The following is a 24,982-nucleotide window of genomic DNA, read 5'->3' on the forward strand; positions in this document are numbered from 1 at the left end:
ATGTCGCGCGCGCAAGACAGAATTGGGACATGGATCGGCTGGGCATTCTTCGCCGATCTGGCGAGAGCCTTGGCTGTGACCTTCGGCTACATATTCGCCAGATCCGTCACCATGCAATATCCGGACAAGGAAAAATGGTTGCCTTACCCGCGCTACCGCGGGCATCACTTCTTGAAGCGCGACGAACTGGGCGAGATCAAATGCGTGGCCTGCGAACTCTGCGCCCGAATTTGTCCCTGCGACTGCATCGAAGTCATCCCCTACGAGGACGAGAAGGGTAACCGGCACCCGGCAAAATTCGAGATTGACACGGCCCGCTGCCTATTTTGCGGGCTATGCGAGGACGCCTGTCCGGCAGACGCGATCGCTCTTGGCCAACAATACGAATTTTCGAGCTTTTCCTCGCGCGACTTGGTGATCGGGCGCGACGATCTGCTCGACAAACCGGGCAAGGCGGCAACCGGTGGCGGCGTAGTTGCCGCGCGCCTGAACACGGAGAAGGATGTGCTCGTCGAAACCAAAGAGACGCAGGGCTACAACTGGTGGCGGAATATACGGCGAACGTGAAGACGCGCCAGCTGTCAAACAATGCGCTCGCAAAGGAGGCTCAGATGTTTGTCGGCGAAATCATGAAGAACAAGGGTGTCGGTGTCATCGCGGTCGATCGCGATCAGACGATGGTGGAAGTCCTGAGGCTGTTTCGCGAAAACAATATAGGCTTCGTCGTCGTCGGCCAGTCAGACGGCGAATACCTTGGTAGCTTGTCGGAACGGGACTGCTGCAATGCCATTGCCGAATACGGGGCCGCGGCGGCGATGATGCGAGCCGCCGACATCATGAACCGCAATGTAGCAACCTGTTCCACCCGGGATTTGCTGCCGGTCGCGATGGGTATCATGACACGGCGGCGTACGCGTCATGTCCTGGTCATGGATGGGGACAATGTCGTCGGCGTGGTCAGCATCGGCGATGTGGTCAAACACAGGCTCGACGAAGCGCAGCGCACGGAGCAGGATCTGCAGGATTACATCTGCGGAACCAGATATCACTGACCAAGGTGCGATTGAGGGTCGTCGGGCAAGTCACCGCCCATGCCTTGGTGTCGATCCTCAGGGCTCGACGTAGAACCGGTGAGAGGGGCGACGGACGTTTTGAGTTTGTAGACCTCGACCGGACATGGATATACACCTCGACGCATCAGTCTGTTGAGGCGTAGGGCCCTATAGTTTTCAGGGATGAATACGAGGCCCTTGGGAAAGCGCCGGTTGACCTTGAGCTTCGCCGTCAATTCTCCCAGAGCCGATCGCACGACCACCTGATCGCCATGCGAAAAACCAAGTTGGGCGGCATCCTGCCCGCTCATCTCGACATAGGGGTCGTCAGCGACGGTATTCAGGATCTCCGAGCGTTCGGAAAGATATCCGTTGTGGAACAGGCAGTTGCCGGTAATCAGCATGAGTCCGCCGGCTGTTTGAGCAACCAACGGCGGCGCGAAAAACGCACCAGACGGTTGGAACGGGACCGCCTTGGTGAACGCGCCGTCAGCGCCAAGCCCATCCTGCGTCAATCCCTGATAGGCCGGAACCTGCCGGGCGATCTCGTCGAATATTCCGCCTTCGGTCGAAGGCTGCAGCGTCTTGCTGCGCAGCGCTGCGACGAAGTCGAAAATCGCCAGATTGCCTCTTGCCTCGAAGGCGGGTTCGCGAAATTTGCGGATCTTCTGGATCCGACCCTCGTTGTTGGTGAAGGTCCCCGATTCCTCGCCGTAGCCTGCCGCGGGCAGAACTACCTCGGCCAGTCCTGCCGTATCGGTTAGGAAGGTATCCTGCACGATCAGGAGATCGGCGGCGCCAAGCGCCCGCATGACGAAATCCCTGTCGGGGTAGGCGATCAGGGGGTCTGCTCCGGCAAGGTAGAGCGCGCCCATCCCGCCACCGAGGCAGAGCTCCAGAATGGCGTCGAGTCCCGCGCCGGATGGAGGGGCGATTTCGGTCCGCCAGTTCCGTGCAAGGGTTGTACGGGCCGTATCATGGCTGAGCGTCCACGATCCCGGCAAATCAGCCGGCAAAACTCCCATGTCCCAGGCGCCCAGCTGGTTGGCACGGTCAAAGAGGAACTGCATTGCCGGGCCCTTGCCGAGCAGGCGCAGAACCTGCAGTAGGTTGTTGAGTTGCTGCAGCGTCTGGCGCGCTGCGGATGCTCTCAAGAGCTCGACGCTGACAAGCACAGAGACGCTTCGGCTTTCGTTGAGCGCGCTGGCCAGGCGACTGGGTCCGTCGCGACCGGTATCGACCGGCGGCCTGCCGACCGTCGCTTCGATGTCCGCCAAAGCCTCGCCCGGCAAGGCGTGACCTGCCGCCGCCACGAGCCCGGCAACAACCGCCGCAAGAGCGGCCGTTTCTCCGCCCGGCGGCACGCGAACCACAGCGCAGGCATCGGCCTCCAGACGGGAGGGCCGCGCCGAAAGCATGAGCAATGCGGTCTGCCGCCGTCGGGCGCCGTCCCGCAGCAGGTATTCGGTGACCGGGTTCTCCTCGGTCACGTTGCCGCCGACGACAAACACGCAGTCGTTGGCGATCACCTCGTCCAGTGGTGCGCGGCTGTAGAAGGCTGCCAGTAATGGCCCGAGCGTATCGAAGGGTACGGACCAGCGCGACGAGCAATCAATGTTGTTGGTCCGGAATACCGTCCGCATCAGCTTCTGGAACTGATAGAGCACCTCGTTGGGCAGGCGCGGCGAGGCCAGCCCCGCTGCGGCCTTGTCCTCGACAGCCGAAAGCCGCCGGCCCAGATAGTCCGCCGCTTCGTCCCAGGAAACCGGAGCCAGAGCGCCATTGCGACGGATCATCGGCCGCTCGATCCGGTCCCTGCCCGAGACGAAATCGAGACCGAAGCGTCCCCGCACGCAAAGCGTTTCGTGGTTGACCCCTTCGTCCCATTTCGAGCGCACCCGCATAAACTCTCCCTTGCGTGTGCCCACCGTCAGTTGGCAACCGGTGCCGCAATGCGGGCAGACCGTGTCGGTCTCTACCAGATCCCAGGGCCGCGCCTTGTAACGGTAGGGAAAGCTCATCAGAGCGCCGACCGGGCAGACCTCGATGCAATTGCCGCACTGATCGCAACTCGCAAGGCTACCCTCGAACCCGGTGACGGCCGTATCCATGCCTTTTTCGACTGTGCCAAGTGCGACCGCGCCGACCACCTCCTCACACATCCGCACGCAACGCTGGCACTGGATGCAGCGATTGACGTTCATGATGACGACCGGGCTGAGACGGAGATCTTCGGAGTGGAATACGCGCTTGGGGTCGTGGAACTCGCTTTTGCGGGGCCCGTATGCCATCACCATGTCCTGAAGCTCGCATTCGCCGCCCTTGTCGCAGATCGGGCAGTCGAGTGGGTGGTTCGCAAGCAGCATGTCGAGCATCGAAGACCGTGTTTCGTCGATCATCGGCGTATTCGTCCGCACGACCATGCCTTCGGTGACGGTGGTGGCGCAAGACGGCTGCAGCCGCCGCAACCCGTCAATCTCCACCAGGCACATGCGGCAGGAGGCCAGCGGCGGCAGCCGCTTCCAGTAACAGAAGGTCGGAATCGCGATTCCCAAACGCTCGGCCGCCATGAGCACCGTGGAGCCAGCCTCGACCTCGAGCGCTTGTCCGTCGATTGTAACGCTAACCATGCTTCCTCCAAGCCCGCCTTAAAGACACGCTCTCAGTGAAACGGGCACCTCCGCTCCTCGATATGGGCGACGAACTCGTCACGGAAATGCTTAAGCGCCGCCCGCAATCCCATCGCGGCACCGTCACCCAAGGCACAAAACGTATTGCCGAAAATGCCCTTGCAAAGCATCTCCAGCTGCTCCAGATCGCCAGGTTCGCCTTCCCCGGTCTCAATGCGACGCAATACTTTTACGGCCCAGTTCAACCCTTCCCGGCACGGCGTACACTTGCCGCAGGACTCGTGATGGAAGAACTCGACGATCCTGGTGGAGACCTTGACCATGCAGGTCGAGTCGTCGATTACGACAACGCCGGCCGAGCCAAGCATCGAGCCGGCGGCAGCAAGCGAGTCGAAATCCATCCCGACCTCCAGCCCGTCCTCAGGTATGACCGGGGCCGAAACCCCGCCCGGAATTACAGCCTTGATCCTGCGTCCCGGTAACGGACCGCCAGCATGCTCCTCGACCAGTTCGCGCAACGCTATGCCCATCGGCAACTCGTAAAGGCCGGGTTTGCGCACCTGCCCGCTCAGGCAGTAGAGCTTCGGGCCGGGGCTCCGATCCGGACCGATCCCCCGAAACCAGGCGGGCCCGCGCATTACAATATGCGGCACGCAAGCAAGCGTCTCGACGTTGTTGATGACGGTGGGGCTGGAGTAGAGCCCGGCCACGGCGGGAAACGGCGGTTTCAATCGCGGCTGGGCCCGTTTGCCCTCGAGCGACTCGAGCATCGCGGTCTCCTCGCCGCAGATATAGGCGCCGGCGCCGCAGTGAACGTGCACGGTGAACTTGAAATCAGAGCCTAGGACGTTGGCTCCGATATAGGACTTTTCGCGAGCCTGAGCGATCGCTTGCTCCAGGCGGCGTATCGCCGTCACATATTCTCCCCGGATGTAGACATAGGCGGTGTCGGCACCGATTGCGTAGGCGCTTAGCGCCAGGCCCTCGATGAGCTGGTGAGGATCGCGCTCCATGATAATCCGGTCCTTGAAGGTTCCGGGTTCGCCCTCATCAGCGTTGCAGCACAGATATTTCGGCTTTCCGGCCTGCTTCGGCACGAAGCTCCATTTCATGCCCGTCGGGAACCCGGCCCCGCCGCGGCCGCGCAGGTTGGACTGTTTGACAAGTTCGATGACATCGTCCGGCGAATACTCGCGAAGCGCCTTGGCAAGCGCCTGATAGCCGCCGCCGGCCTCATATGTCGACAGCAAATGACTGTCTGGGACGTCGATATTCTTGAGAAGAACCGGTTCGAACATGGCGCTACTTCCCAGGCGATCGCACAGCGGCGGGCTCAACAGTTTCGACCTGCCTCGCCATGGCGCGGAGGCTTTCCAGGAGCGCGTCTATGCGCACGACATCGAGGTTGCCGTGGTAGTCGTTTCCAACCTGCATCACCGGCGCCATCTCGCACGCACCGAGGCACTCGACGGTCGAAAGCGTAAACAGCCCATCCGGTGTCGTGCCCCCCTTCTTGATTTCCAAAACCTCTTCCAAATGCCTCAAGAGGTCCTCGGCGCGGCACAGCATGCAGGAAACGTTGTCGCACAGTTGCAGGTGAAACAGGCCCACCGGCTCGGTATGGAAGAGTGTGTAGAAGGTCGCAAGTTCGTAGACCCACATCCGCTCGACACCAAGGATATCGGCGACTTCTTCCAGCACTGGACCAGGCAAATGGCCATGCTCCCTCTGCGCGATCACAAGCGCGGGCATGATCGCTGAGCGCTGGTCGGGATACCGCGCCGCCGCCGCCTCGATTTGTTCGCGCATGGTCATTGCGTTTGCACCTTCCTGCTACTTGTCCACCTCGGCCATCACCGGGTCGAGACTGCCGAGCACGGCGATCATGTCCGCCAGATAGCGGGCATTGGTCACTCCAAAGAGCGCCTGAAGGTTGACGAAGGACGGTGCCCGCACCTTCATGCGGAACGGTTTGGGCGATCCGTCGCTGATGATGTAGAAGCCCAGCTCGCCCTTTGGCGCCTCGATCGCCGAATAGACTTCGCCCTTCGGCACCTTGAAGCCGTAGGCCGACAGGTCGAAATGCTGGATCAATGCCTCCATCGAGCAGTGCACCCTTTCCTTGTCCACCGGGTAGGCGATTGTCGGCATGTCGATCTGGAACGGTCCCTCGGGCATCTGGTCGAGACATTGGTCAATGATCCGGATGCTCTCGCGCATTTCAGCGACGCGGCATTGCCAGCGCGCATAGCAGTCGCCCTCCTTGCGGGTAACGACATTGAAGTCGAGCCGATCGTAGATCTCGTACGGCTCGTCGCGGCGAATATCCCAATCGACACCCGAGGCGCGCAGGTTCGGGCCACTCAGGCCGAGATCGATGGCATCCTCGGCGGCGATTATGCCGATCCCTTGCGTGCGGTTCAAAAACACCCGGTTGGTCTCGAGCAGTCGCTCATAGTCGCGAATGCGGTTCGGGAAGATGTCACAGAATTCCCGGATCTTGGGGAGGAACCCGTCTGGCAGATCCTCGCGCACACCGCCAACCCGGCAGAAGGAGGTATGCATCCGCGCCCCGGTGATCATCTCCAGCAGATCCATGATCATTTCGCGCTCGCGCATCGCGTAAAGCAAGGCCGTCATGGCGCCGAGGTCCATCGGCAGTGCGCCGGTGATCAGGAGATGGCCGGAAATCCGCGCCAGCTCAGCCATCAACACGCGAATATACTGCGCCCGTACCGGGGCTTCTATGCCGAGGAGTTTCTCCACGGCCAGCGCAAACGCCAGGTTATTCGACGGTGGGCAGAGATAGTCGAGCCGGTCCGTCAATGGGAATATCTGGGTATAGGTGAAGCTCTCCGCCAGTTTTTCGGTGCCGCGGTGGAGATAGCCGATATGCGGATCCACGCGCTCGACGTATTCGCCGTTCAGTTCGAGGACGAGCCGAAGAACCCCATGGGTGCTGGGGTGTTGCGGGCCGAGGTTGAGAAGCACTTCCCTGGTGTTGAGCGCTTCGCCTTCTGGCCTGCTGAGTTCGGTGACTTCAGTCATCTCAACGCTCCGGCGCGGAACGGCCCCCTTTCGGAATTTCCCTGGTGGCAAGGTCTGGCGGTGTCGGCGGCGGACCTTCGGCTCCAAACGGATTCAACTTGTCCTTGTATCCACGCAGCGGAAAGTCCTTACGCTGCGGGAAGCCTTCGAATCCCTCCCACATGTAGATCCGGCGCAGGTCAGGATGGCCGTCAAACCTGATCCCGTACATGTCCCAAGCTTCGCGTTCATGCCAGTTGGCCGTACGCCAGACGCCCGTAACCGAGGAAAGCTTCGGCGGATCGCCAAGCCAGCACTTGATGCGAATCCGCCACCGGTTGGGTAGCGAGTAGAGGTGGTACACCGCCTCGAACCGCGGCGTTTCGGGATAGTGATCAACCCCGCAGATGTCGGACAGGAAGTTGAATTGCAGCGCTGGATCCTCCTTGAGGAACCGGCAGAACTCAACGATTGTCTCGGGAGGAACAGCAAAGACGTGAATGCCGTGCGCAGAGCCTAGGTCCTCGATTGCGTCCCCGAAACGCTCGATGATCGGACCATGATTGAAAGGTCGCGCCATGCTCATGACACTGCAGCCCGTTCCAAAGACGTTCCGGCCAGCGCGCGGGACCTCTTGATCTTCTCTTGAAGCAGGAGGAAGCCGTGCATCAACGCCTCTGGCCGTGGAGGACAGCCGGGCACATGTACGTCGACGGGCACGAAAGTCTCCGATCCCTGCACCACGGCGTAAGTGTTGTAAACGCCCCCAGAAATGGCGCAGGTGCCCATTGCAATGACCCAGCGCGGTTCCGGCATCTGGTCGTAGAGCCGACGCACCACGGGCGCGAATTTCCGGGTCACGGTGCCGGCGATGATCATCACATCGGACTGACGTGGTGAAGGGCGGAACACCACGCCGAACCGGTCGAGATCATAGCGCGCGCAACCCGCTGAGATCATCTCGATGGCACAGCAGGCAATACCGAAGGTCTCAGGCCAAAGGGCCGATTTCCGGCTCCAATTGATGACGCTTTCGGTCGTGGTGAACAGCACGCTATCGCGGATCGCGTTGTTTACTCCTCCCATTCCAACGCTCCCTTCAGCCAAGCGTAGGCGAAACCCACGATAAGCAGCAACATGAAGACGAACATCTCGACATAACCGATGAATCCGATCTCTTTGAGAACGACGGCCCAGGGAAAGAGGAACATTGCCTCGACATCGAAGACCACCAGCAATATCGCAAGAATAAAGAACGGCACTCTGAAGCGGCCCCCGGCGGCCTCGCCCGACGGGTCCATGCCGCATTCGTAGGGCATGTTCTTTGCGGGATAGGGATTGGAGGGGCGCAGCAGCGAGGAAACGAAAAGCGTCGTCATCGCCACCAGAACAATTCCGGCGGCCATGAAAAGAACCGGCAGGAATTCCATTCCAGACATGTCGCATTTTCCCGGTCACCGGGGGCCTTGCTCAGGCCGCGACCGGCGCCATTCGGGCCGGCAATGCGGTCGCCCCAGTAAGTGACTTGGGCGCTCCTTTCTTTGATCGTCAGTGTATTCCCTCGGGGGAATCATTGCAATTCCAATAGATCAGCCTCCAAACACTGCACCTTGAGCAAGCCTCAGGAAGCGTTCCGGAAATAGGCCGATCCCGAGAGTCCCTAAGGCTGTGAAGGCGAGCGTCGCTCGAACCAGGGGCGTCAGAGCCGGGTCAAACGCCCTTTGTGGCTCGCGCATGTAGATGACCATGACGATGCGGATGTAGAAGTAGGCCGCGACGGCGCTGAGCAGCACTGCGATCACCGCCAGCATGACGAAGCCCCGCTCGATCAAGGCGACCAGCACGTAGAACTTGGCGAAGAACCCGGCTGTTGGCGGGATGCCGGCCAGCGAGAACAGATAAAGCAGCATCAGAAGTGCCAGCCCGGGATGCGACCTGGCAAAGCCTGCGTAGTCTTCGATAATCTCGCCCGAGAAATCGCCGTTCCGCATCATGATGACGATGCCGAAAATGCCAAGGTTCATCATGGAATAGATCAGGAGGTAGAGCATCACGCTGGCGGTCCCGTCCGCACTGCCGGCCACCACGCCAAAAATGGCGAAGCCGGCATGGGCGATGCTGGAATAGGCCAGGAGGCGCTTGAAATTGTCCTGCACCAGCGCCACGAAGCTGCCGAGTGCCATCGTCACCACCGCAATGACTGCGACAACGAGCCAGGCGTCCGAGGCTGCAACCAGCGGGTTGAGGAACACCCGCAGGATCACCGCGAACCCCGCAGCCTTCGGCCCCACAGACATGAAAGCCGTGATCGTCGTGGGCGCGCCCTCGTAGACGTCCGGCACCCACATATGGAATGGCACCGCGCCGACCTTGAAAACCAACCCAGCGACGATGAAGACCACCGCCAGCAGTAATCCGGGATCGAGCGGATCGCCCGTCACCGCAGCCGCCATGCCGTCCAGTTGCGTCGTGCCGGTGAGCCCGTAAATCAGCGAGACGCCATAGAGGAAGATCGCGGTTGAGACCGCGCCAAGGATCACATATTTCAGCGCCGCTTCGTTCGAACGCGGCTCTCGCCGCAAGAAGCCGGTCAGCACATAGGTGCAGAGCACCATCAGCTCGAGCCCCACATAAAGCGACAAGAGATCGGTCGCCGAGGCCATGATCATCATTCCCGAAAGGGCAAAGAGCAGCAGGACATAGTATTCGCTACTTTCAATGCCCTCAATGTCGGCATATTTTCGCGACAGGAAGAATGTCAAAACAGTCGCTATGTAGAAAACGAACTTGAAAAAGACCGAAAAGCCGTCGGCGACGAACATGCCCGTGTAGGCAGGCCGAACCTCGCTCGCCAGCATGAGTGTCCCCAAGGCTGCCATCAGCACGACGGCGACGGAAGCCCAGACAAAGACATGTCCCTGCCCCTTGCCCACAAGCTGGCCAAGGATCAGCAGGATGCACGCGCCGGTGATCACCACGATCTCGGGAAGGCTCGCTAAAGCCGACTGGAAAAGCGCGGTGGCGGTCATTGGCCGCTCCCCTTGGTGAGGACTTGCGCCAGCAGATGCTTCACCGAGACGTCGATGATGTTGAGAAAGGGTTTCGGATAGAGCCCGACCCAAAGCACGAAGACGGCCAGCGGCAGGATCGCAGCCATCTCGCGAGCGTTCACGTCGCGTATCTTGAAGCGAGCGCCGATGCTGGCCGGACCAAGTGCTACCCTCCTAAACATGCCAAGAAGATACGCCGCTGACAGCAAGGCGCCCACGACCGCGGCCGCGCCGGCGGCCAGGTTGGCGGCAAATCCGCCCGACAGCACCAGCAATTCGCCGACGAACGAATTCGTTCCCGGCAGGGCCATCGACGACAAGGTAAACAGCGCCAGAAACGCGGTATAGACCGGCGCCACCTTCATCAGCCCGCCATAATCTGGGATATTGCGCGTATGCGTCCGCTCGTAGATCAGGCCGACGAGGAGGAACAAAGCGCCCGTCGTTATGCCATGATTGAACATTTGCAGGATGCCGCCCTCGAGCCCGCGGAGGTTCAGCGCAAACACCCCCAGCGTTACGAAACCCATATGGCTGATGCTGGAATAGGCCACCAGCTTCTTCAGATCGTCCTGTGCCAGCGCGAGCAATCCGCCATAGACGATGGCAAGTGCCGAAAGCGCCAGCATCAGCGTCGAATAGTATACCGACGCCTCGGGCAGCATCGGCAGCGAGAACCGCAAGAAACCATAGGCACCCATCTTCAGGAGCACTCCGGCCAGGATGATGCTGCCGGCGGTCGGCGCCTGTACATGGGCGTCCGGCAGCCAGGTATGAACCGGGACCATCGGCACCTTCACGGCAAAGGCGATCAGGAAGGCGAAGAAAAGCCAGGATTGGACCCAGAACGGCAAATCCTGACCTGTGAGCGCGAGAATGTCGAAGGTCCTGCCGCCGTGGAAATAGAGCACGATGACCCCGATCAGGAACAGGAGGCTGCCCGCCAGCGTGTAGAGAAAGAACTTGAAGGCGGCATAGACCCGGCCATCACCGCCCCACACTCCGATGATCAGATACATCGGGATCAGCATCGCCTCCCAGCAGACGTAAAACAAAAACAGATCGAGGGCGCAGAATACTCCGAGCATCAGTGCCTGCATGACGAGCAGGCTTACCATGAACTCCTTCACCTTGCTGTTTATCGCGACCCATGAGGCGAGCACGCAAATCCACCCCAGCAGTGCGGTCATGAACACGAAGAGCGCACTGATCCCATCGATACCGAGCGCATAGGTGATCCCGAGCGTGGGCACCCACGGGTGTATCTCGGTGAACTGCATCTGGTGGGTCGACTGGTCGAAGCCGGCCAGCATTGCAATGCAGAGAGCCAGGTCGAGGACGGTGATAGCCAGCGCTGTCCAGCGCACCGCATCTTCGCTGCGGAAAAGCAGTAGAACCACTGCCCCGGCAGCGGGCGTGAATACAATGAGGCTGAGAAGCGGCAATCCCATCGCAACCCCTTACCGCCACGCCACGGCGAAAACGACGGCGGCGGCAATCAGGCCGGCAATCATCGCCAGCACATAATGGGTCACGACGCCAGTCTGGACCCGCCGCAACGCCGCGCCCCCGCGCAGGACCGAACGAGCGACGCCGTTGACGACGGCGTCCACACCGTTAAGGTCGATCTTTAATCCTTCTCGTGCCGACCCGTGCAGGAAAGGCAGCGCCGTGGTCTCAGACACCTCGCTCACCGCCTTCTCGCAGCGCGCCAGCGGCCTTTCGGCGAACCACATGAAGTACCGCGCGCCCTTGCGGTAGAACCAGTCGGTGTCGAGGCTGACGGTATTCTCGGGATCGAGCGCTCGCAGGAAAATGACAAAACCCAGTGCCGTGAACATCAGCACGCCGAGGCTCTCGGTAATATGGAGACCCGTATATGGTTCGAAGTCGACCGGATAGGGTAGCAATGCATAAAGCGGCCGCGGGAACACCCCGATCGCAATGCAAAGCACCGCCGCCATACCCATCGCAAGGAGCATGTTGCCGGGCGGATCCCGGGCCTGCAGCCCTTGGTCCTTGCCGAAGAACATGTAGTACGGAAGCTTGAGCCCGGTGTGCAGGAACGTCCCGGACGATGCCATCGTCAGCGCGAGCACGACCAGCGCGCGATGATCCTGCCCGGCGGCGGCCACCACCATCGACTTGGTGACGAAACCCGAGAAGAAGGGAAATGCCGAGATCGCCAGGGCGCCGACCATGTAGAGCGTCAAGGTCAGCGGCATGGTCTTGTAGAGTCCGCCAAGTTCGGTGAGCTTGCGCCGACCAGTGACATGAATCACAGCCCCCGCGCCCATGAATAGGAGCCCCTTGTAGAGGATATGGGCGAAGGCATGGCTGGTTGCTCCGTTCACCGCCATCTCGGTCCCAATGCCGACGCCTGCCACCATGTATCCCACCTGGCTGACGATGTGATAGGCAAGCAGCCGCCGGCAGTCGTTCTCCAGCACCGCGTAGATTACGCCGTAGAGCGCCATTGCGGTGCCGAGCCAGACCAAGAGCTCGGTCCCGGGAAACGCACGCGCCAACACGTAGACGGCGGTCTTCGTGGTAAAAGCGCTCATGAACACCGCGCCTGTGACGGTCGCCTCCGGATAGGCGTCGGTGAGCCAGGCGTTAAGCGGCGGCACTGCGGCGTTGAGGATGAAACCGGCGAGAATCAAGATGACGGCCACGCCCATTTCCCCCTCGATCGGGCCGAACAGCGATGAACCTGTTGCCAGCCCGTGGAGAACAATGCCGCCGAGCAAGCAGACCCCTCCGGTGATATGGACCATGAGATACCGGAAGCCTGCCCGGATCGCCTTGTCGCCTCCCTGGGCAAAAACCAGATAGGCAGAGGAAAATGCCATGCCTTCCCAGAACAGATAGAGGGTCAGGTAGTCACCGGCAAATACCACGCCGAGTGCGCTGCCGACGTAGATGAACGCGGCCACATGCTGGCCGGTGCGTGTCAGGTGCAACGCGTAGACGGTGCCGATCAGCGCCATGACCGTGAAAACGGTGGCGAAGACGATACTCAGCCTGTCGACCCTTGCAATCAGGATTTCCTGCCCGATAAACCTCGCCTCGCCATAAGTGCCCGGCTGCATCGTGAGCACGGCAAGGATCGCCAGCGTCGGGATCAGCAGCAGATAGGCCTTGCCGATCGATCCTCTGAGGAACGGGATCGGCAGAGCACCGAGAATGAAGAGCAGAGCCGGGTGGATGAACTCAGTCATAATAGTCCTCGCGCCGCATCAGCCCGATCCGATGGCCGAGAAACTTTGAAACGAAGATGAGCAGAACACAGGAGCCGAAACCGTAGACGGCGGACCAGCCAGGCAGGCGCTCCCAAAGATATTCGGCGTGTTCGCGAATAACCAGAAAGTCGGCGGCGACGATCAGAACGAGTGCCAGATAGAACAGCCGGCGGCGCTGCCTTGCCCATTTCTCGTCACCAAAGAAGTCGACCACGCGCTTGATCATTTAACCACTCCGTCCGCCAGGGTAAGGAAATAATCGGGGAAGATGCCCATCAGCACCGATAAAATGGCGGTTACGACGAGCGGAATCGTAATCATCGGAATTTCGCGGACCGTCGCCCGGCTCTCCTGCGGCTCGGTCCCGAAAAAGGCGACATAGCTGACCGGCAGGAAATAGGCGGCATTCAGGATCGAACTCACCAGGAGCACGACCAGGAACGAGATCTGTCCGGCATCGACCGACCCCAGCGTCAGATACCATTTGCTGACGAATCCCGCGGTGGGCGGCACACCGATCATGCTGAGCGAGGCGACGAAGAATGCCCCCATCGTCCAGGGCAGCCGGCGGCCGATGCCGGCCATGTCGCTGATGTTGCGCTTCCCCGATGCGCAGTAGATCGACCCGGCGCAAAAAAACAACGTGATCTTGGAAAATGCATGCGCCGCAATATGGATGATCCCGCCGACCATTGCGACCGGCGACAACAGGACCGCGCCCAGCACGATGTAGGAAAGTTGGGAAACGGTCGAATAGGCAAGCCTAGCTTTCAGGTCGTCCCGTGTCAGGGCGTAGACCGACGCCATCAGGATCGTGAATGAAACCAGGTAGGCCGTGGCGATCCCAAGGCCCAGTCCTCCAACCAGCCCGACGCCGAAGACATGAAACACCACCCGCAGCACGCAGAACACCCCCATCTTGACGACAGCTACTGCATGCAAGAGCGCGCTGACAGGTGTTGGCGCCACCATAGCGGCCGGAAGCCAGGCGTGCATGGGCATCACCGCAGCCTTGGCGAAGCCGAATAGATAGCAGAAATAGACGACCGTCAGCAGCGGCGCCGAGGCATTGACGCCCTGCAATAGCCCCCCCGCCACAAAGTCGAGCGATCCTGCGATGGAATAGGTCAGTGCCAGCGCGGCAAGCAGCGCGCTTTTCGACGCGCCCATCAAATAGACGAGGTATTTGCGGCTGCCCGCCCATCCCTCTTCATCCTCGTGGTGGTAAACGAGCGGATAGGTAACGAGGCTGAGCACTTCGTAGAAGATCACCAAGGTGAACAGGTTGGCGGCAAATGCGCCTCCGATGGCCGCCGCGAGGCTGGTGGCGAAACAGGCAAAGAATCGGGTCTGCGCATGCTCGTTCAAGTGCCGCATATAGCCGAGGGAGTAGACGGCGGCGACGATCCATAGGAGGGAAGAGACGCTGGCGAATACCATTCCGAGCGCATCCGCCCGGAAAGCGAAGTCGGCCCCCGGCAGGATCTCGAACAGGCGCAAATCGACGGTTCCGCCCGCCAACACCGTGGGCGCCATAGAGGCGACAATCGCAAACAGGACGATCGCGGCCAGCGGCGAGACGAGATCGCGAAATTTCTCACGGTTATTCAGAAGAAGAACTGCCACAGCGGTCAGGCCCGGGACGGCGATGGCAAGCAGCGGCCTGATCGATATCACCGGGTCCAAGCCCTTATCCTTTCATCATGGTCACGTCGTCGACCTTGAGGGTGGATTTGTTCCTTACAAGAGCAACCACGATGCCAAGAGCAACGGCGACCTCCGCCGCAGTGATTGCGATGACGAAGATGGCGAAGATCTGCCCGCGGAAGTCGTCGTAGATGCGCCCGAAAGCGACGAAATTGATGTTGACCGAGTTTAGCAGCAACTCCAGCGACATCAGCACGACCAGGATATTGCGCCTGAGCAGCACGCCAGCTGCTCCGATCACGAACAGGATCACCCCAAGCAGGATATACCACGATAGCGGAACCATCACCCCTGCTCCTTGCGCGCCAGTACGATGGCGCCGATCAGGGCCACCAACAGGATGACGGAGGCGGCCTCAAACGGCAGAAGATAACCGGCGAACAGCGTCGTGCTGAGCTGCCTGATCTCATCACCGCCGCCTGCAGGAACCGTGACGGAAAATCGATCGCTCCAAAGCACCAATACCGACATCTCGATCCCCAGCAGAACCAGCATCACCAGAGCCGGCAGGTTGCCGCCTGGCAGGAACCGCTGCGACATTGCTTCACGCACATCGATCATCATGATCACGAACAGGAACAGGACCATGATTGCGCCGACATATACGAAGATCTGGATGACCGCGAGCAGTGGCGCTTCGAGCAGGACGAAGATTGCCGAAATCTGCAGGAAACATGCCATCAGCGCCAATGCGCAGTGAACCGGATTCCGCGCCAGGACCACGGTCAGGGCCGTGATCACGGACACCGCAGCGAACAGAAGAAAGAACCCCTGACCCATCGACGCGACCCTCCCACGCGAGCTGTCACTCGGCGCGAGACGGCCGGATTTGAGATAGCTCCGCACTTCAGGTGCATTTATAAATTGTGCCCTAGTATCGGATTTTTCACAAGATTATTGTCGTCGGCAGACAAGCCACTGCGGTTGTGATGTGGCCGGCCGCGCGCCAAGGCAATCCAGAGGCTTGCGTTGCCCGCCGGAAAGCTCGTCCACCAGTCTTACGGCAAGGAGGTTTTGGTTGCGACGGGCGCGCCGCCACGGCTTCGTTCCTGGTCTGCTTCCGGCCAGCGTCAACCAATCTGCTTGGCCGGGGCCAGCCTTTATATTCACTCTCGATTTGCTGCCTTCACGAACATCGCCAGTTCGCGCCCAAAGCGTCGGCCCCGTCGTAAAAAGGGCGAAGCGGCGCTCTCGGCAAAGATCCACAAGCGGCCGTCCATCGCTCTTATTATTGCGACATGTCCGACCGATGGGCCGATCGTGCTTGCCGTGCGTCAGGACAGTGGGGTGCGAAAAGTCGCGGCACGCAGGCTCCGGATCTGAGGTCTTCACGAAACCTTCGTTCACCGCGACGCGGCGTCATGCCGTTGATGACAAACATCCCTGCAGTTCGTCACCCGTTGGAGGTTGATGAAAGCATGAAACGAGGAAATCCGCCGTCGCCACCGTTCGTTCCGCGGCCAGCGACGAAGCCACCAAGCGACGAGCCCACCAGCACCGGGCAAGGCAGTTTGGGTTCGGCTATGACGGCAGCGATATCGCCTGCCGGGCGTTGGAAATGGCCTCGAGCGCGGAGAGCTAATGCTCCGAAAAATCGTCTTGGATACTTTAACGACCTCGCGGTCTGTTCTGCGGTATAAGTTCAGGATTCAAATGAAAACTTCATGAAAATCGAACTAAAACTCTACGGTCTAGCGAAGAGCTTTTTGTATTTCTGAACGATAATGATCTGGATTATTCGCTTGCAGATAATATTTCTTGGCACTCCTACCAATCGAGTGCCAGAGATGTTATGTAATAGATGCGGCCACCCTATGCGCCGACCGCAGAAAGATCTTCATGACATTCCGTCCTCTCCACGACCGCGTCGTCATACGGCGCGCGAAAGGTGACCTTAGATCCAAGGGCGGGATCATCATTCCCGACACCGCCAAGGAAAAGCCGCAGGAGGGCGAAGTGATCGCCTTTGGGCCGGGCTTGCGCGACGAAAATGAGCGACTGATGCCGCTCGACGAGGAGTCCGGCGAAGTGATCCTGTTCGCAAAGTGGACGGGAACAGAGATCGGGATCGACGGCGAAGATCTCCGGATCGTCAAGGAGTGCGACATCATGGGCATCGCCGAAAAGACCGAGGCGACCGCCGATACGGCCGGCTGATCGGCCGAATTCCGACCCCGACTCTCAAGACAGAACTGGACCACAGACAATGTCTGCCAAGCAAATCATCTTCTCCACCGACGCGCGCGATCGTCTGCTTCGCGGGGTCGAGGTGCTCAACAATGCCGTCAAGGTAACGCTAGGTCCCAAAGGCCGCAACGTCGTCATCGACAAGTCCTATGGCGCGCCACGCATCACGAAGGACGGCGTCGCGGTCGCCAAGGAAATCGAACTTGCAGACAAATTCGAGAACATGGGCGCGCAGATGGTGCGCGAGGTGGCATCCAAGACCAACGATCTTGCGGGCGATGGCACCACAACCGCGACCGTGCTCGCAGCCTCGATCTTTCGCGAAGGCGCCAAACTTGTTGCGGCCGGGATGAACCCGATGGATTTGAGGCGCGGCATCGATCTTGGCGTTGCGGCCGTACTCGCGGAAATCAAAGCGCGCGCCACGAAGGTTAGCTCATCAAGCGAGATCGCCCAGGTCGGCACAATCGCCGCCAATGGCGATGCGACGGTGGGAAAAATGATCGCTGATGCGATGGAAAAGGTTGGCAACGATGGTGTGATCACAGTCGAGGAGGCCAGGACGGCCGATACTGAACTCAATGTCGTCGAGGGCATGCAGTTCGACCGGGGCTATCTCTCGCCTTACTTTGTAACCAATGCCGAAAAAATGCGCGTGGAGCTGGAGGACCCATATATTCTTGTCTATGAGAAGAAGCTCGGCAATCTGCAGGCAATGCTGCCCATCCTCGAAGCCGTGGTGCAAAGCGGCAAGTCGCTGCTTATTATTTCCGAAGATGTCGAAGGCGAGGCTCTGGCCACATTGGTCGTCAACAAGCTGCGTGGCGGATTGAAGGTCGCTGCCGTCAAGGCCCCGGGCTTCGGCGATCGCCGCAAGGCCATGCTTGAGGACATCGCCATTTTGACGGCTGGCCAGATGATCTCCGAGGATCTCGGCGTCAAGCTGGAAAATGTCACGCTGGATATGCTTGGGCGCACCAAGCGGGCCCTGATCGAAAAGGATACCACCACGATCATAGACGGCGCAGGTGAAAAATCCGAGATCGCTCGACGCATCAGCCAGATCAAGGCGCAGATCGAGGAAACCACCTCCGACTACGACAAGGAAAAGCTGCAAGAGCGCCTCGCAAAACTCGCCGGCGGCGTTGCGGTGATCCGCGTCGGTGGCTCGACCGAAATTGAAGTCAAGGAGAAGAAGGACCGCATCGACGATGCCCTTAACGCCACGCGTGCGGCGGTCGAGGAAGGTATCGTTCCGGGCGGAGGCGTCGCCCTGTTGCGCGCCAAGTCGGTCCTGGCGGGGCTATCTGCAGAAAACGCCGACGTGACGGCGGGGATTTCTGTCGTGCTGAGGGCGCTGGAAGCCCCGATCCGGCAGATCGCCGACAATGCCGGCGTCGAAGGCTCTATCGTAATTGGTAAACTCGCCGACAGCACGGATTACAACCAAGGGTTCGACGCACAGATGGAGACCTATGTCGATATGATAAAGGCTGGCATCGTCGATCCTGCCAAGGTGGTGCGGACCGCTTTGCAAGACGCCGGCTCGATCGCAGCACTTCTGATCACCGCCGAAGCGGTGATTGCCGATATTCCCGAAAGAGAATCTGCACTGCCGGCCGGAAGCGGCGGCATGAGTGGCATGGGATACTGAGGAAAGTGCCTGAGCCGCTCGGCCAGGACGGCCGCAGCGGTGAATCAAACAACATTGCAAGGAGAATTCCAATGGCAGTGCAAAGCAGCAGCAAAACATCGATTTCGCAACGTTTCAACACTTATCAGCCATCGAAGACGATCCTCGTATGGGCTTGTGTCGTCACTGCAGTGGCCACGATCATCGTCGGATTTAGCTGGGGGGGCTGGGTGACGGGCAGCACTTCCCTCAAAGCGGCGACGACTGCGGGCGAAACAGCCCGTGGAGAACTTGCATCGGCCATATGCGTTGACCGGTTCAACAGTGCGCCGGATGCCGCCGCAAAACTAGTCGAATTCAAGGCTCTTCCAGACAGCTATAAGAAGCGCCAGTTCATCGAAGCCGGCGGATGGGCAACCATGCCAGGACAAACCTCAGCCGACAGCAAGATCGCCGAAGGCTGCAGCACCGCGCTCTCGGCCTGAAGCCTCCTGCCTGAGACTCGCTTGGCGCCCCAATCCGGCGGTGCTTCCTCTATCCGCCACAACAGCACATGAAGCGTGATCGTTTCGAAAAAGGAGCCTCCGACGCTCGCCGATGGAGGCTTCGATGACCACAGGATTTGAACCTGCAGGTCCTACACGCGAACCCGGTCAAAGCTAGCGGCGCCGTTTGACCATGGCAGCCTCCACAGCGCTCAAACCGGAGGAGAGCGCCTTCAGGCCTTCCGCGCCGAGAAGCGACGCTACTTCCGCCGAATAGTGAACGGCGAGCATCGTCAGTTCGCGATAGGCGGTGCTTCCGGCAGCCGTCAACTCGAGATACTCGACGCGGCGGTCTTCCTCGTGCTGCGTCCGCTTCAGCCAGCGGCGTCTCTCAAGCGAAAAAACCGCACGACTGACCTTGGTCTTGTGCATCGTCGAATGAACGCCGATCTCCTTTGCCGTCATACGCCCTGAACTTCCAAGTGCCGCCAGCGTGCGCCACTCCGGCCTCGTCAGGTCATATTTGGCCTTGTAGGCGGCAGCAAAGCGCAGGGCGACGAATTCCGCGGCGCGATTGAGGCGAAACGGCAGGAACTGCTCGAGATCGAAATCACTGATGTCCATGGCTTCCTTGATAGTTACAAAATCGACAGTTACGTTTGTAACTATATCTGCAGAGGAGGTGCAAGCGATGCTGGACAAGACGAGGAGCACGGCTGCCCATGCCGTCGTCAACAATCCGAAATACATGCCTGGCTTTGGCAATGATTTCGAGACGGAGTCCCTGCCCGGTGCGCTGCCGCAGGGCCAGAACAGTCCGCAGAAATGCAATTACGGGCTTTATGCCGAACAATTGTCAGGCTCGCCTTTTACCGCGCCGCGCGGCACCAACGAACGCTCCTGGCTCTACCGCATTCGTCCGAGTGTGCGCCACACAGGCCGCTTTTCCAACGCCAGTTATCCCTTCTGGAAATCAGCGCCCTGTCTCGATGATCATTCGCTGCCGCTCGGTCAGTTGCGCTGGGACCCCATCCCGGCGCCAGCGGACGAACTCAGCTTCCTCGCCGGCATCCGCACGATGACAGCAGCCGGCGATGTCATGACCCAGACCGGCATGGCTGCCCATGCCTATGTCTTCAATGGCGACATGGTTGATGACTATTTCTTCAATGCCGATGGAGAATTGCTGGTCGTGCCGCAGCTTGGCCCTATCCGCGTGTTCACCGAAATGGGGATCATCGATGTCGAGCCTTTGGAGATCTGCCTTATTCCGCGTGGGATGATCTTCAAGGTAGAGCGCCTCGGCCAGGGTCCCGAGTGGCGCGGTTATATTTGCGAGAACTATGGCGCCAAGTTCACCCTGCCGGATCGCGGACCGATCGGTGCCAATTGCCTTGCCAACCCGCGCGATTTCAAGACGCCGGCGGCCGCCTACGAAGACAAGGAAATCCCGTGCCGTCTCCACGTCAAATGGTGCGGCAAGTTCTATGCGACCGAGATTGGCCATTCGCCACTCGACGTGGTGGCCTGGCACGGCAACTATGCGCCGTTCAAGTATGATCTGCGCACTTTCGCGCCCGTCGGCGCAATCCTCTTCGATCATCCCGATCCATCGATCTTTACCGTGCTGACGGCGCCTTCGGGCGAAGAGGGAACGGCCAATGTCGACTTCGTCATCTTTCCGCCGCGATGGCTGGTGGCAGAACATACATTTCGTCCGCCGTGGTACCATCGTAACATCATGAGCGAGTTCATGGGGCTCATCCATGGTCAATACGATGCCAAGGCGCAGGGTTTCGTCCCGGGCGGCATGAGCCTGCACAACATGATGCTGCCGCATGGACCGGACTCGCTTGGCTTCGAAATGGCATCCAGCGTCGATCTGCAGCCCGTGAAGCTCGACCACACGATGGCCTTCATGTTCGAGACCCGCTATCCGCAGCAACTAACACGATACGCTGCCGAGCTTGAGACGCTGCAGGATAACTATCTCGAATGCTGGGATGGCCTGGAGCGCAAATTCGACGGAACGCCCGGGATCAAGTGAAGCCGGTTACCAGCTATAAAAGAAACGGAACCCCAACGCATGAAGCTTGCATCGCTCAAGGACTCCACCCGTGACGGCCGCCTGGTCGTCGTCTCCAAAGACCTCAGCCAATGCTCCGAAGTCGGTCATATCGCCCGGACGCTTCAGGCCGCGCTCGATGACTGGGCGCACGCCGCACCACGCCTAGCCGCGGTTGCAGAGGGTCTGGAAACCGGCGCGCAACCTGCCGTGCGATTTCACGAACACCATGCCGCATCGCCGCTCCCGCGCGCTTATCAATGGGCGGATGGTTCAGCCTACGTCAACCACGTCGAGCTGGTTCGCAAGGCGCGCAACGCCGAGATGCCGGCCAGCTTCTGGACCGAGCCGTTGATGTATCAAGGTGGATCCGACAGCTTTCTTGGGCCGCGCGATGCCATTCTCATGGCGGACGAATCCTATGGCATCGACATGGAAGCGGAGATCGCCGTCATCGTCGACGACGTGCCAATGGGCTCAACGATCGACGAGGCGCGTAGAGCCATCCGGCTCGTCATGCTCGCCAACGATATTTCCCTGCGCGGACTGATCGCGGCCGAACTTGCAAAAGGCTTTGGATTCTTCCAGTCAAAACCCTCTTCTGCATTCTCGCCGGTTGCGGTGACGATAGACGAGCTTGGTGATGCCTGGGATGGGGGAAAACTGCATCTGCCGCTCCTCGTCGACCTCAACGGCCAGCCCTTCGGGCGAGCCAATGCCGGCATCGACATGACCTTCGATTTCGGTGAACTCATCGCCCACGCTGCAAAGACCCGACCGCTTGGCGCCGGCACGATCATCGGCTCGGGGACCGTCTCAAACAAGCTCGACGACGGGCCGGGCAAGCCAATCTCCCAAGGCGGCGCCGGGTATTCCTGCATCGCGGAGATCCGCATGATCGAGACAATCGCGACCGGCGCGGCCGCAACACCCTTCATGCGGTTCGGCGATACCGTCCGCATCGAGATGAAGGATGCACAGGGACGCTCGATCTTCGGAGCCATCGAGCAGGTCGTTGCCAGCTACGAAAGACCATGAGGTCAGACCATGCCAAGCGATACCGTTCTTTTCGACTACTGGCGCTCTTCGGCAAGCTATCGCGTCCGTATCGCACTCAACATGCTGGCAATTCCCTATCGGTCGGTTCCCGTCGATCTGCTGGCAAGCCAACACAAGCAGGCGGCTCATCTCGCGCGAAATCCCCAGGGTCTGGTTCCCGTGCTTGCCATCGACGGCGAGACGCTGACGCAGTCGCTCGCCATCATCGAGTATCTTTCGGAAACGCGGCCGAACGCCGGCCTGCTGCCTCCAGATGCTTTGGGTCGGCAGCGCGTCAGGGCCCTTTCTTATGCCATCGCGATGGACATTCACCCTATCTGCAATCTGAGCGTCGTTTCCCATGTCATGCGGCAATCGGACGATCCCCACGCTGCCCGGCTGGCATGGATGGGAAAATTCATCCGCGAGGGTCTTGAGGCCTTCGAGCGTATGTTGAAGGCGACAGAGGCTGGTGAGTTCTGCCATGCAGATCAGCCCACCATGGCTGACCTTTGCCTCGTGCCGCAGATCTACAACGCCCGGCGATGGAACGTCGATCTTTCCGCCTTCCCGCGCGCGAGCGCCATCGCCGAAAAATGCGAAAGGCTGCCTGCCTTTGCTGCGGCTCATCCCGATCGGGCGACGGCCCTGAACTCTCCGGCCAAATAGAAAGGCACTTATTCATTCTTGAACACGAGGCAGACACCGCCGCGCTTGCGCACCTCGGTGCAGACCTGATTTGCCTCCGTCCTCGTTTGGCGCGCAACCCGAGCGACATAGCGAGGCCGGTAGCCGAAGCTGCGGTCACGCTGGCGCAGAATGAGCGGTTTTTCAGCGTTCAAAGGCGCCGGCAACTTGGAAACGTCTTCCTGAAAGCGGCTACGCGCGGCCGCAGGATCGAAGTGCGCGGCGAGTTGGGCGCCCCAGGGCGCCCACTTGCCTTCCCCTTGCCAAGGCGCATTCTTTAGGCGGCGGCTTTCGGCAAGAACAGTACAAGCCTCCAGGAACGTCTTGTCCTTATCGAGTTCCAGTGCTGCTTTGTCGGGCGGGCCGTTTTTCCATTCTTCAACGCTGTGTGCGGTTATCGCCGTGACATAGCTTCGTGTCTCGAAAGGCAACGTGCCATGTTCGAGGAATGACGAAAGACCTTTCTCGCCGGCATTGTAAGCTGCCGCGGCAAGCCCCAAATTGCCGAAACGGTTACGCAATTCATCAAGATAGGACGCCGATGCCTGCAGCGCGCTGAGCGCATCATAGCTGTTTTCCAGGCCACGCAATTTGGCAGTGTCCGGCATGAATTGGGCGATACCTTCAGCGCCTTTCGGACTTAGAGCATCGGGGCGGAAACGGCTTTCCCGCCAGATGAGCCGGGCAAAGTAATCAGGAGGAAGTCGGTTAGCGCGGGCAAAATGATCGATCGCCGTGCAAATGTCGACGCTGAAGCTCTCCTTTCTAACGCAAAGGGCCGGCCCGCCTGCCGAAGCCTCTAGAGAATAAAGACATGCAGACGGCGCGACGCTCCATTCGGGCTGGGAATGCGCAGCGTGGCTGACAAGAAAAGTGGCAATGAACGCACCTGCGATCGGCGCAAGTCTTTGAGCTGCCTTCCCTTTGGAGCGCCTCATCGGTGCCCTCCCTACTCCATCGGATCGTCGGGCGAGACTATCACAAAATTGCGCGCAAGCCGCCTATCGCAGACGCTCGTGCAACTGCGAGATCACGCCAACTTCGGCATTGGCGAAGGCAAATCGGAGATAATCTTCCTGATCCTCGCCGAAATAGCTTCCGGGGATACATATCACTCCAGCTTCCTTCGCCAGCTTTTCCGCCACCTCGGCGGAAGGTGTGTTGCCGTAAGGATGCCGGATGAAGGCAAAATAGGCACCGACGGCGGCGATCGACCAGCCGTCTGTTGCTGCCATGACAGCTTTCAGCGCATCGGCACGGCGTAAGATCTCCAGCCGATTTGCCACCCGCCATTCCGCCAGAATCGGAAGCGCTGCCGCTACGGCGACCTGAGCTGCCCGCGGGGCGCAGATCTGCATGTTGTCCATGATCTTGGTGATCTCGCTGACGATGCGCGGACCTGCGGTGATTGCCCCCAATCGATGACCCGGAATACAGAAGGACTTGGAGAAACTGTAGAGCAGGACGAGCGTCTCTTCCCAATCCTCGATCAAGAGCAGGTCGTGCGGCGCTCCGGCATCGGTCGGCAAGAAGTCCCGATAGGTTTCGTCCAAAATCAGCCACGCTCCATATTTTTGACAGAGGTGAAAGAGTTCGCGAAGCAGCACCGGCGGATAGACAGCACCGGTCGGATTGTTCGGCGAAACGACCGCAAGGCCTCGCACTCCCGACATCAGGGCCTCTTCTGCCGATCTCAGGCACGGCAGGAAGCCATTTGCGGCATCGCAATCGACGAGAACACGTCCGATCCCCAGCATCGAAAGCGTGGTTTCGTGGTTGAAATAGAAGGGATTGGTGAGCGCCATCGTCTCGCCCGACTTGGCAAGCGCGATGGTGCTGCACATGAAGGCCTGGTTGCAGCCGGAGGTAATGTGGATGTTGGCGGCAGAAACGCTGGCGCCATAGACCGCCGACACATGTGCCGCATAAGCCTTCCTGAGCACCTCCTCCCCCTCGATCGCACCATAGCTGGTCATGGCCGGAGAGGCGGCCGCCTCGCCGAGCAGCCGCAGCATCTCTGGATGCGCCGGATAGCCGGGTACAGCCTGGGACAGATCAATCAGCGGCCCTTTGGCACCATCATAGTCACAAGCCCAGGCAAGTACCGATGGGATGGGCGGCGGCGACAGACGGGCGACGAGCGGATTTGGATGAGCAAGCGGCATTCCAGGGCTTCCTT

General features: G+C 60.0%; 25 protein-coding genes. 8 read left to right on the plus strand and 17 right to left on the minus strand.

Annotated features, from left to right (window positions below; translation table 11 throughout):
- On the plus strand, nucleotides 1-567 hold the full coding sequence (locus EV130_RS05900; RefSeq protein ID WP_132659574.1) for an NADH-quinone oxidoreductase subunit I: 567 nt from the start codon (nucleotides 1-3) through the stop codon (nucleotides 565-567).
- 44 nt (nucleotides 568-611) lie between these two features.
- Nucleotides 612-1,052, plus strand: a complete 441-nt coding sequence (locus EV130_RS05905) for a CBS domain-containing protein (RefSeq protein ID WP_074065703.1) — start codon at nucleotides 612-614, stop codon at nucleotides 1,050-1,052.
- On the opposite strand, the gene nuoG is transcribed toward EV130_RS05905, so the two are convergent.
- From nuoG to EV130_RS05975, 14 genes are all read right to left on the minus strand, one after another.
- Complete coding sequence (gene nuoG, locus EV130_RS05910; protein ID WP_132659576.1) at nucleotides 1,046-3,682, minus strand: NADH-quinone oxidoreductase subunit NuoG; 2,637 nt, start codon at nucleotides 3,680-3,682, stop codon at nucleotides 1,046-1,048. The two genes, EV130_RS05905 and nuoG, sit on opposite strands and share 7 nt — an antisense overlap.
- A gap of 32 nt (nucleotides 3,683-3,714) precedes the next feature.
- Nucleotides 3,715-4,980: an NADH-quinone oxidoreductase subunit NuoF gene (nuoF, locus tag EV130_RS05915; RefSeq protein WP_132551671.1), complete on the minus strand. Its 1,266-nt coding sequence runs from the start codon at nucleotides 4,978-4,980 to the stop codon at nucleotides 3,715-3,717.
- 4 nt (nucleotides 4,981-4,984) lie between these two features.
- Nucleotides 4,985-5,497 (minus strand): NADH-quinone oxidoreductase subunit NuoE, encoded by a 513-nt coding sequence (nuoE, locus tag EV130_RS05920; RefSeq protein ID WP_074064960.1) that lies wholly within the window; start codon nucleotides 5,495-5,497, stop codon nucleotides 4,985-4,987.
- 18 nt (nucleotides 5,498-5,515) lie between these two features.
- Complete coding sequence (gene nuoD / locus EV130_RS05925; protein WP_074064961.1) at nucleotides 5,516-6,730, minus strand: NADH dehydrogenase (quinone) subunit D; 1,215 nt, start codon at nucleotides 6,728-6,730, stop codon at nucleotides 5,516-5,518.
- Between the two features lies 1 nt (nucleotide 6,731).
- The gene (locus tag EV130_RS05930; RefSeq protein WP_132659578.1) at nucleotides 6,732-7,295 is read right to left on the minus strand and encodes an NADH-quinone oxidoreductase subunit C; all 564 of its coding nucleotides are present in this window, start codon (nucleotides 7,293-7,295) and stop codon (nucleotides 6,732-6,734) included.
- Nucleotides 7,292-7,795 (minus strand): NuoB/complex I 20 kDa subunit family protein, encoded by a 504-nt coding sequence (locus EV130_RS05935; RefSeq protein ID WP_074064963.1) that lies wholly within the window; start codon nucleotides 7,793-7,795, stop codon nucleotides 7,292-7,294. The genes EV130_RS05930 and EV130_RS05935 overlap by 4 nt, the downstream gene beginning before the upstream one ends.
- Entirely contained in the window at nucleotides 7,783-8,148 is a 366-nt protein-coding gene (locus tag EV130_RS05940) for an NADH-quinone oxidoreductase subunit A (RefSeq protein WP_074064964.1), read from the minus strand. Before EV130_RS05940 ends, EV130_RS05935 begins: the two co-directional genes overlap by 13 nt.
- A gap of 150 nt (nucleotides 8,149-8,298) precedes the next feature.
- The gene (locus tag EV130_RS05945) at nucleotides 8,299-9,738 is read right to left on the minus strand and encodes an NADH-quinone oxidoreductase subunit N (protein ID WP_074064965.1); all 1,440 of its coding nucleotides are present in this window, start codon (nucleotides 9,736-9,738) and stop codon (nucleotides 8,299-8,301) included.
- On the minus strand, nucleotides 9,735-11,210 hold the full coding sequence (locus EV130_RS05950) for an NADH-quinone oxidoreductase subunit M (RefSeq protein ID WP_132659580.1): 1,476 nt from the start codon (nucleotides 11,208-11,210) through the stop codon (nucleotides 9,735-9,737). Before EV130_RS05950 ends, EV130_RS05945 begins: the two co-directional genes overlap by 4 nt.
- Before the next feature lie 9 nt (nucleotides 11,211-11,219).
- Complete coding sequence (locus EV130_RS05955; RefSeq protein WP_132659582.1) at nucleotides 11,220-12,980, minus strand: Na(+)/H(+) antiporter subunit D; 1,761 nt, start codon at nucleotides 12,978-12,980, stop codon at nucleotides 11,220-11,222.
- Complete coding sequence (locus EV130_RS05960) at nucleotides 12,973-13,227, minus strand: hypothetical protein (RefSeq protein ID WP_074064968.1); 255 nt, start codon at nucleotides 13,225-13,227, stop codon at nucleotides 12,973-12,975. Before EV130_RS05960 ends, EV130_RS05955 begins: the two co-directional genes overlap by 8 nt.
- Nucleotides 13,224-14,687, minus strand: a complete 1,464-nt coding sequence (locus EV130_RS05965; RefSeq protein WP_132659584.1) for a monovalent cation/H+ antiporter subunit D family protein — start codon at nucleotides 14,685-14,687, stop codon at nucleotides 13,224-13,226. The genes EV130_RS05960 and EV130_RS05965 overlap by 4 nt, the downstream gene beginning before the upstream one ends.
- A 4-nt stretch (nucleotides 14,688-14,691) precedes the next feature.
- Nucleotides 14,692-14,994: an NADH-quinone oxidoreductase subunit NuoK gene (nuoK, locus tag EV130_RS05970; protein ID WP_074064970.1), complete on the minus strand. Its 303-nt coding sequence runs from the start codon at nucleotides 14,992-14,994 to the stop codon at nucleotides 14,692-14,694.
- Nucleotides 14,994-15,488 (minus strand): NADH-quinone oxidoreductase subunit J, encoded by a 495-nt coding sequence (locus EV130_RS05975; protein ID WP_074064971.1) that lies wholly within the window; start codon nucleotides 15,486-15,488, stop codon nucleotides 14,994-14,996. The genes nuoK and EV130_RS05975 overlap by 1 nt, the downstream gene beginning before the upstream one ends.
- A gap of 1,059 nt (nucleotides 15,489-16,547) precedes the next feature.
- Between EV130_RS05975 and EV130_RS05985 the strand changes: the two genes are divergently transcribed.
- The 3 genes from EV130_RS05985 to EV130_RS05995 all read left to right on the plus strand — a co-directional run bounded on the left by EV130_RS05985 (nucleotide 16,548) and on the right by EV130_RS05995 (nucleotide 19,013).
- Nucleotides 16,548-16,865, plus strand: a complete 318-nt coding sequence (locus tag EV130_RS05985) for a co-chaperone GroES (protein ID WP_132659586.1) — start codon at nucleotides 16,548-16,550, stop codon at nucleotides 16,863-16,865.
- Nucleotides 16,866-16,914: 49 nt separating this feature from the next.
- Nucleotides 16,915-18,549 (plus strand): chaperonin GroEL, encoded by a 1,635-nt coding sequence (gene groL / locus EV130_RS05990; protein ID WP_074064974.1) that lies wholly within the window; start codon nucleotides 16,915-16,917, stop codon nucleotides 18,547-18,549.
- Between the two features lie 71 nt (nucleotides 18,550-18,620).
- Nucleotides 18,621-19,013, plus strand: a complete 393-nt coding sequence (locus EV130_RS05995) for a hypothetical protein (protein ID WP_132659588.1) — start codon at nucleotides 18,621-18,623, stop codon at nucleotides 19,011-19,013.
- Nucleotides 19,014-19,187: 174 nt separating this feature from the next.
- On the opposite strand, the gene EV130_RS06000 is transcribed toward EV130_RS05995, so the two are convergent.
- Nucleotides 19,188-19,637, minus strand: a complete 450-nt coding sequence (locus tag EV130_RS06000) for a MarR family winged helix-turn-helix transcriptional regulator (RefSeq protein ID WP_074064976.1) — start codon at nucleotides 19,635-19,637, stop codon at nucleotides 19,188-19,190.
- Nucleotides 19,638-19,704: 67 nt separating this feature from the next.
- Here EV130_RS06000 and hmgA point away from each other — a divergent pair, with 67 nt between their 5' ends.
- The 3 genes from hmgA to maiA are packed head-to-tail and all read left to right on the plus strand — an operon-like array spanning nucleotide 19,705 to nucleotide 22,785.
- A complete protein-coding gene (hmgA, locus tag EV130_RS06005) occupies nucleotides 19,705-21,060 on the plus strand; it encodes a homogentisate 1,2-dioxygenase (RefSeq protein ID WP_074064977.1) in 1,356 nt (451 codons plus the stop codon).
- 39 nt (nucleotides 21,061-21,099) lie between these two features.
- Nucleotides 21,100-22,116 (plus strand): fumarylacetoacetate hydrolase family protein, encoded by a 1,017-nt coding sequence (locus EV130_RS06010; protein ID WP_132551687.1) that lies wholly within the window; start codon nucleotides 21,100-21,102, stop codon nucleotides 22,114-22,116.
- 9 nt (nucleotides 22,117-22,125) lie between these two features.
- Nucleotides 22,126-22,785, plus strand: a complete 660-nt coding sequence (maiA, locus tag EV130_RS06015; protein WP_132659590.1) for a maleylacetoacetate isomerase — start codon at nucleotides 22,126-22,128, stop codon at nucleotides 22,783-22,785.
- Nucleotides 22,786-22,793: 8 nt separating this feature from the next.
- Here the strand turns inward: maiA and EV130_RS06020 are convergent, their stop codons facing one another.
- Both EV130_RS06020 and EV130_RS06025 read right to left on the minus strand, forming a co-directional pair.
- A complete protein-coding gene (locus tag EV130_RS06020; RefSeq protein ID WP_074064980.1) occupies nucleotides 22,794-23,741 on the minus strand; it encodes a lytic transglycosylase domain-containing protein in 948 nt (315 codons plus the stop codon).
- 63 nt (nucleotides 23,742-23,804) lie between these two features.
- Nucleotides 23,805-24,968, minus strand: a complete 1,164-nt coding sequence (locus EV130_RS06025) for an aminotransferase (protein ID WP_074064981.1) — start codon at nucleotides 24,966-24,968, stop codon at nucleotides 23,805-23,807.
- Nucleotides 24,969-24,982: the final 14 nt, after the last annotated feature.

Origin of the sequence: Rhizobium azibense (assembly GCF_004342325.1) — a bacterium.
GTDB classification, from domain to species: Bacteria; Pseudomonadota; Alphaproteobacteria; order Rhizobiales; family Rhizobiaceae; genus Rhizobium; species Rhizobium etli_B.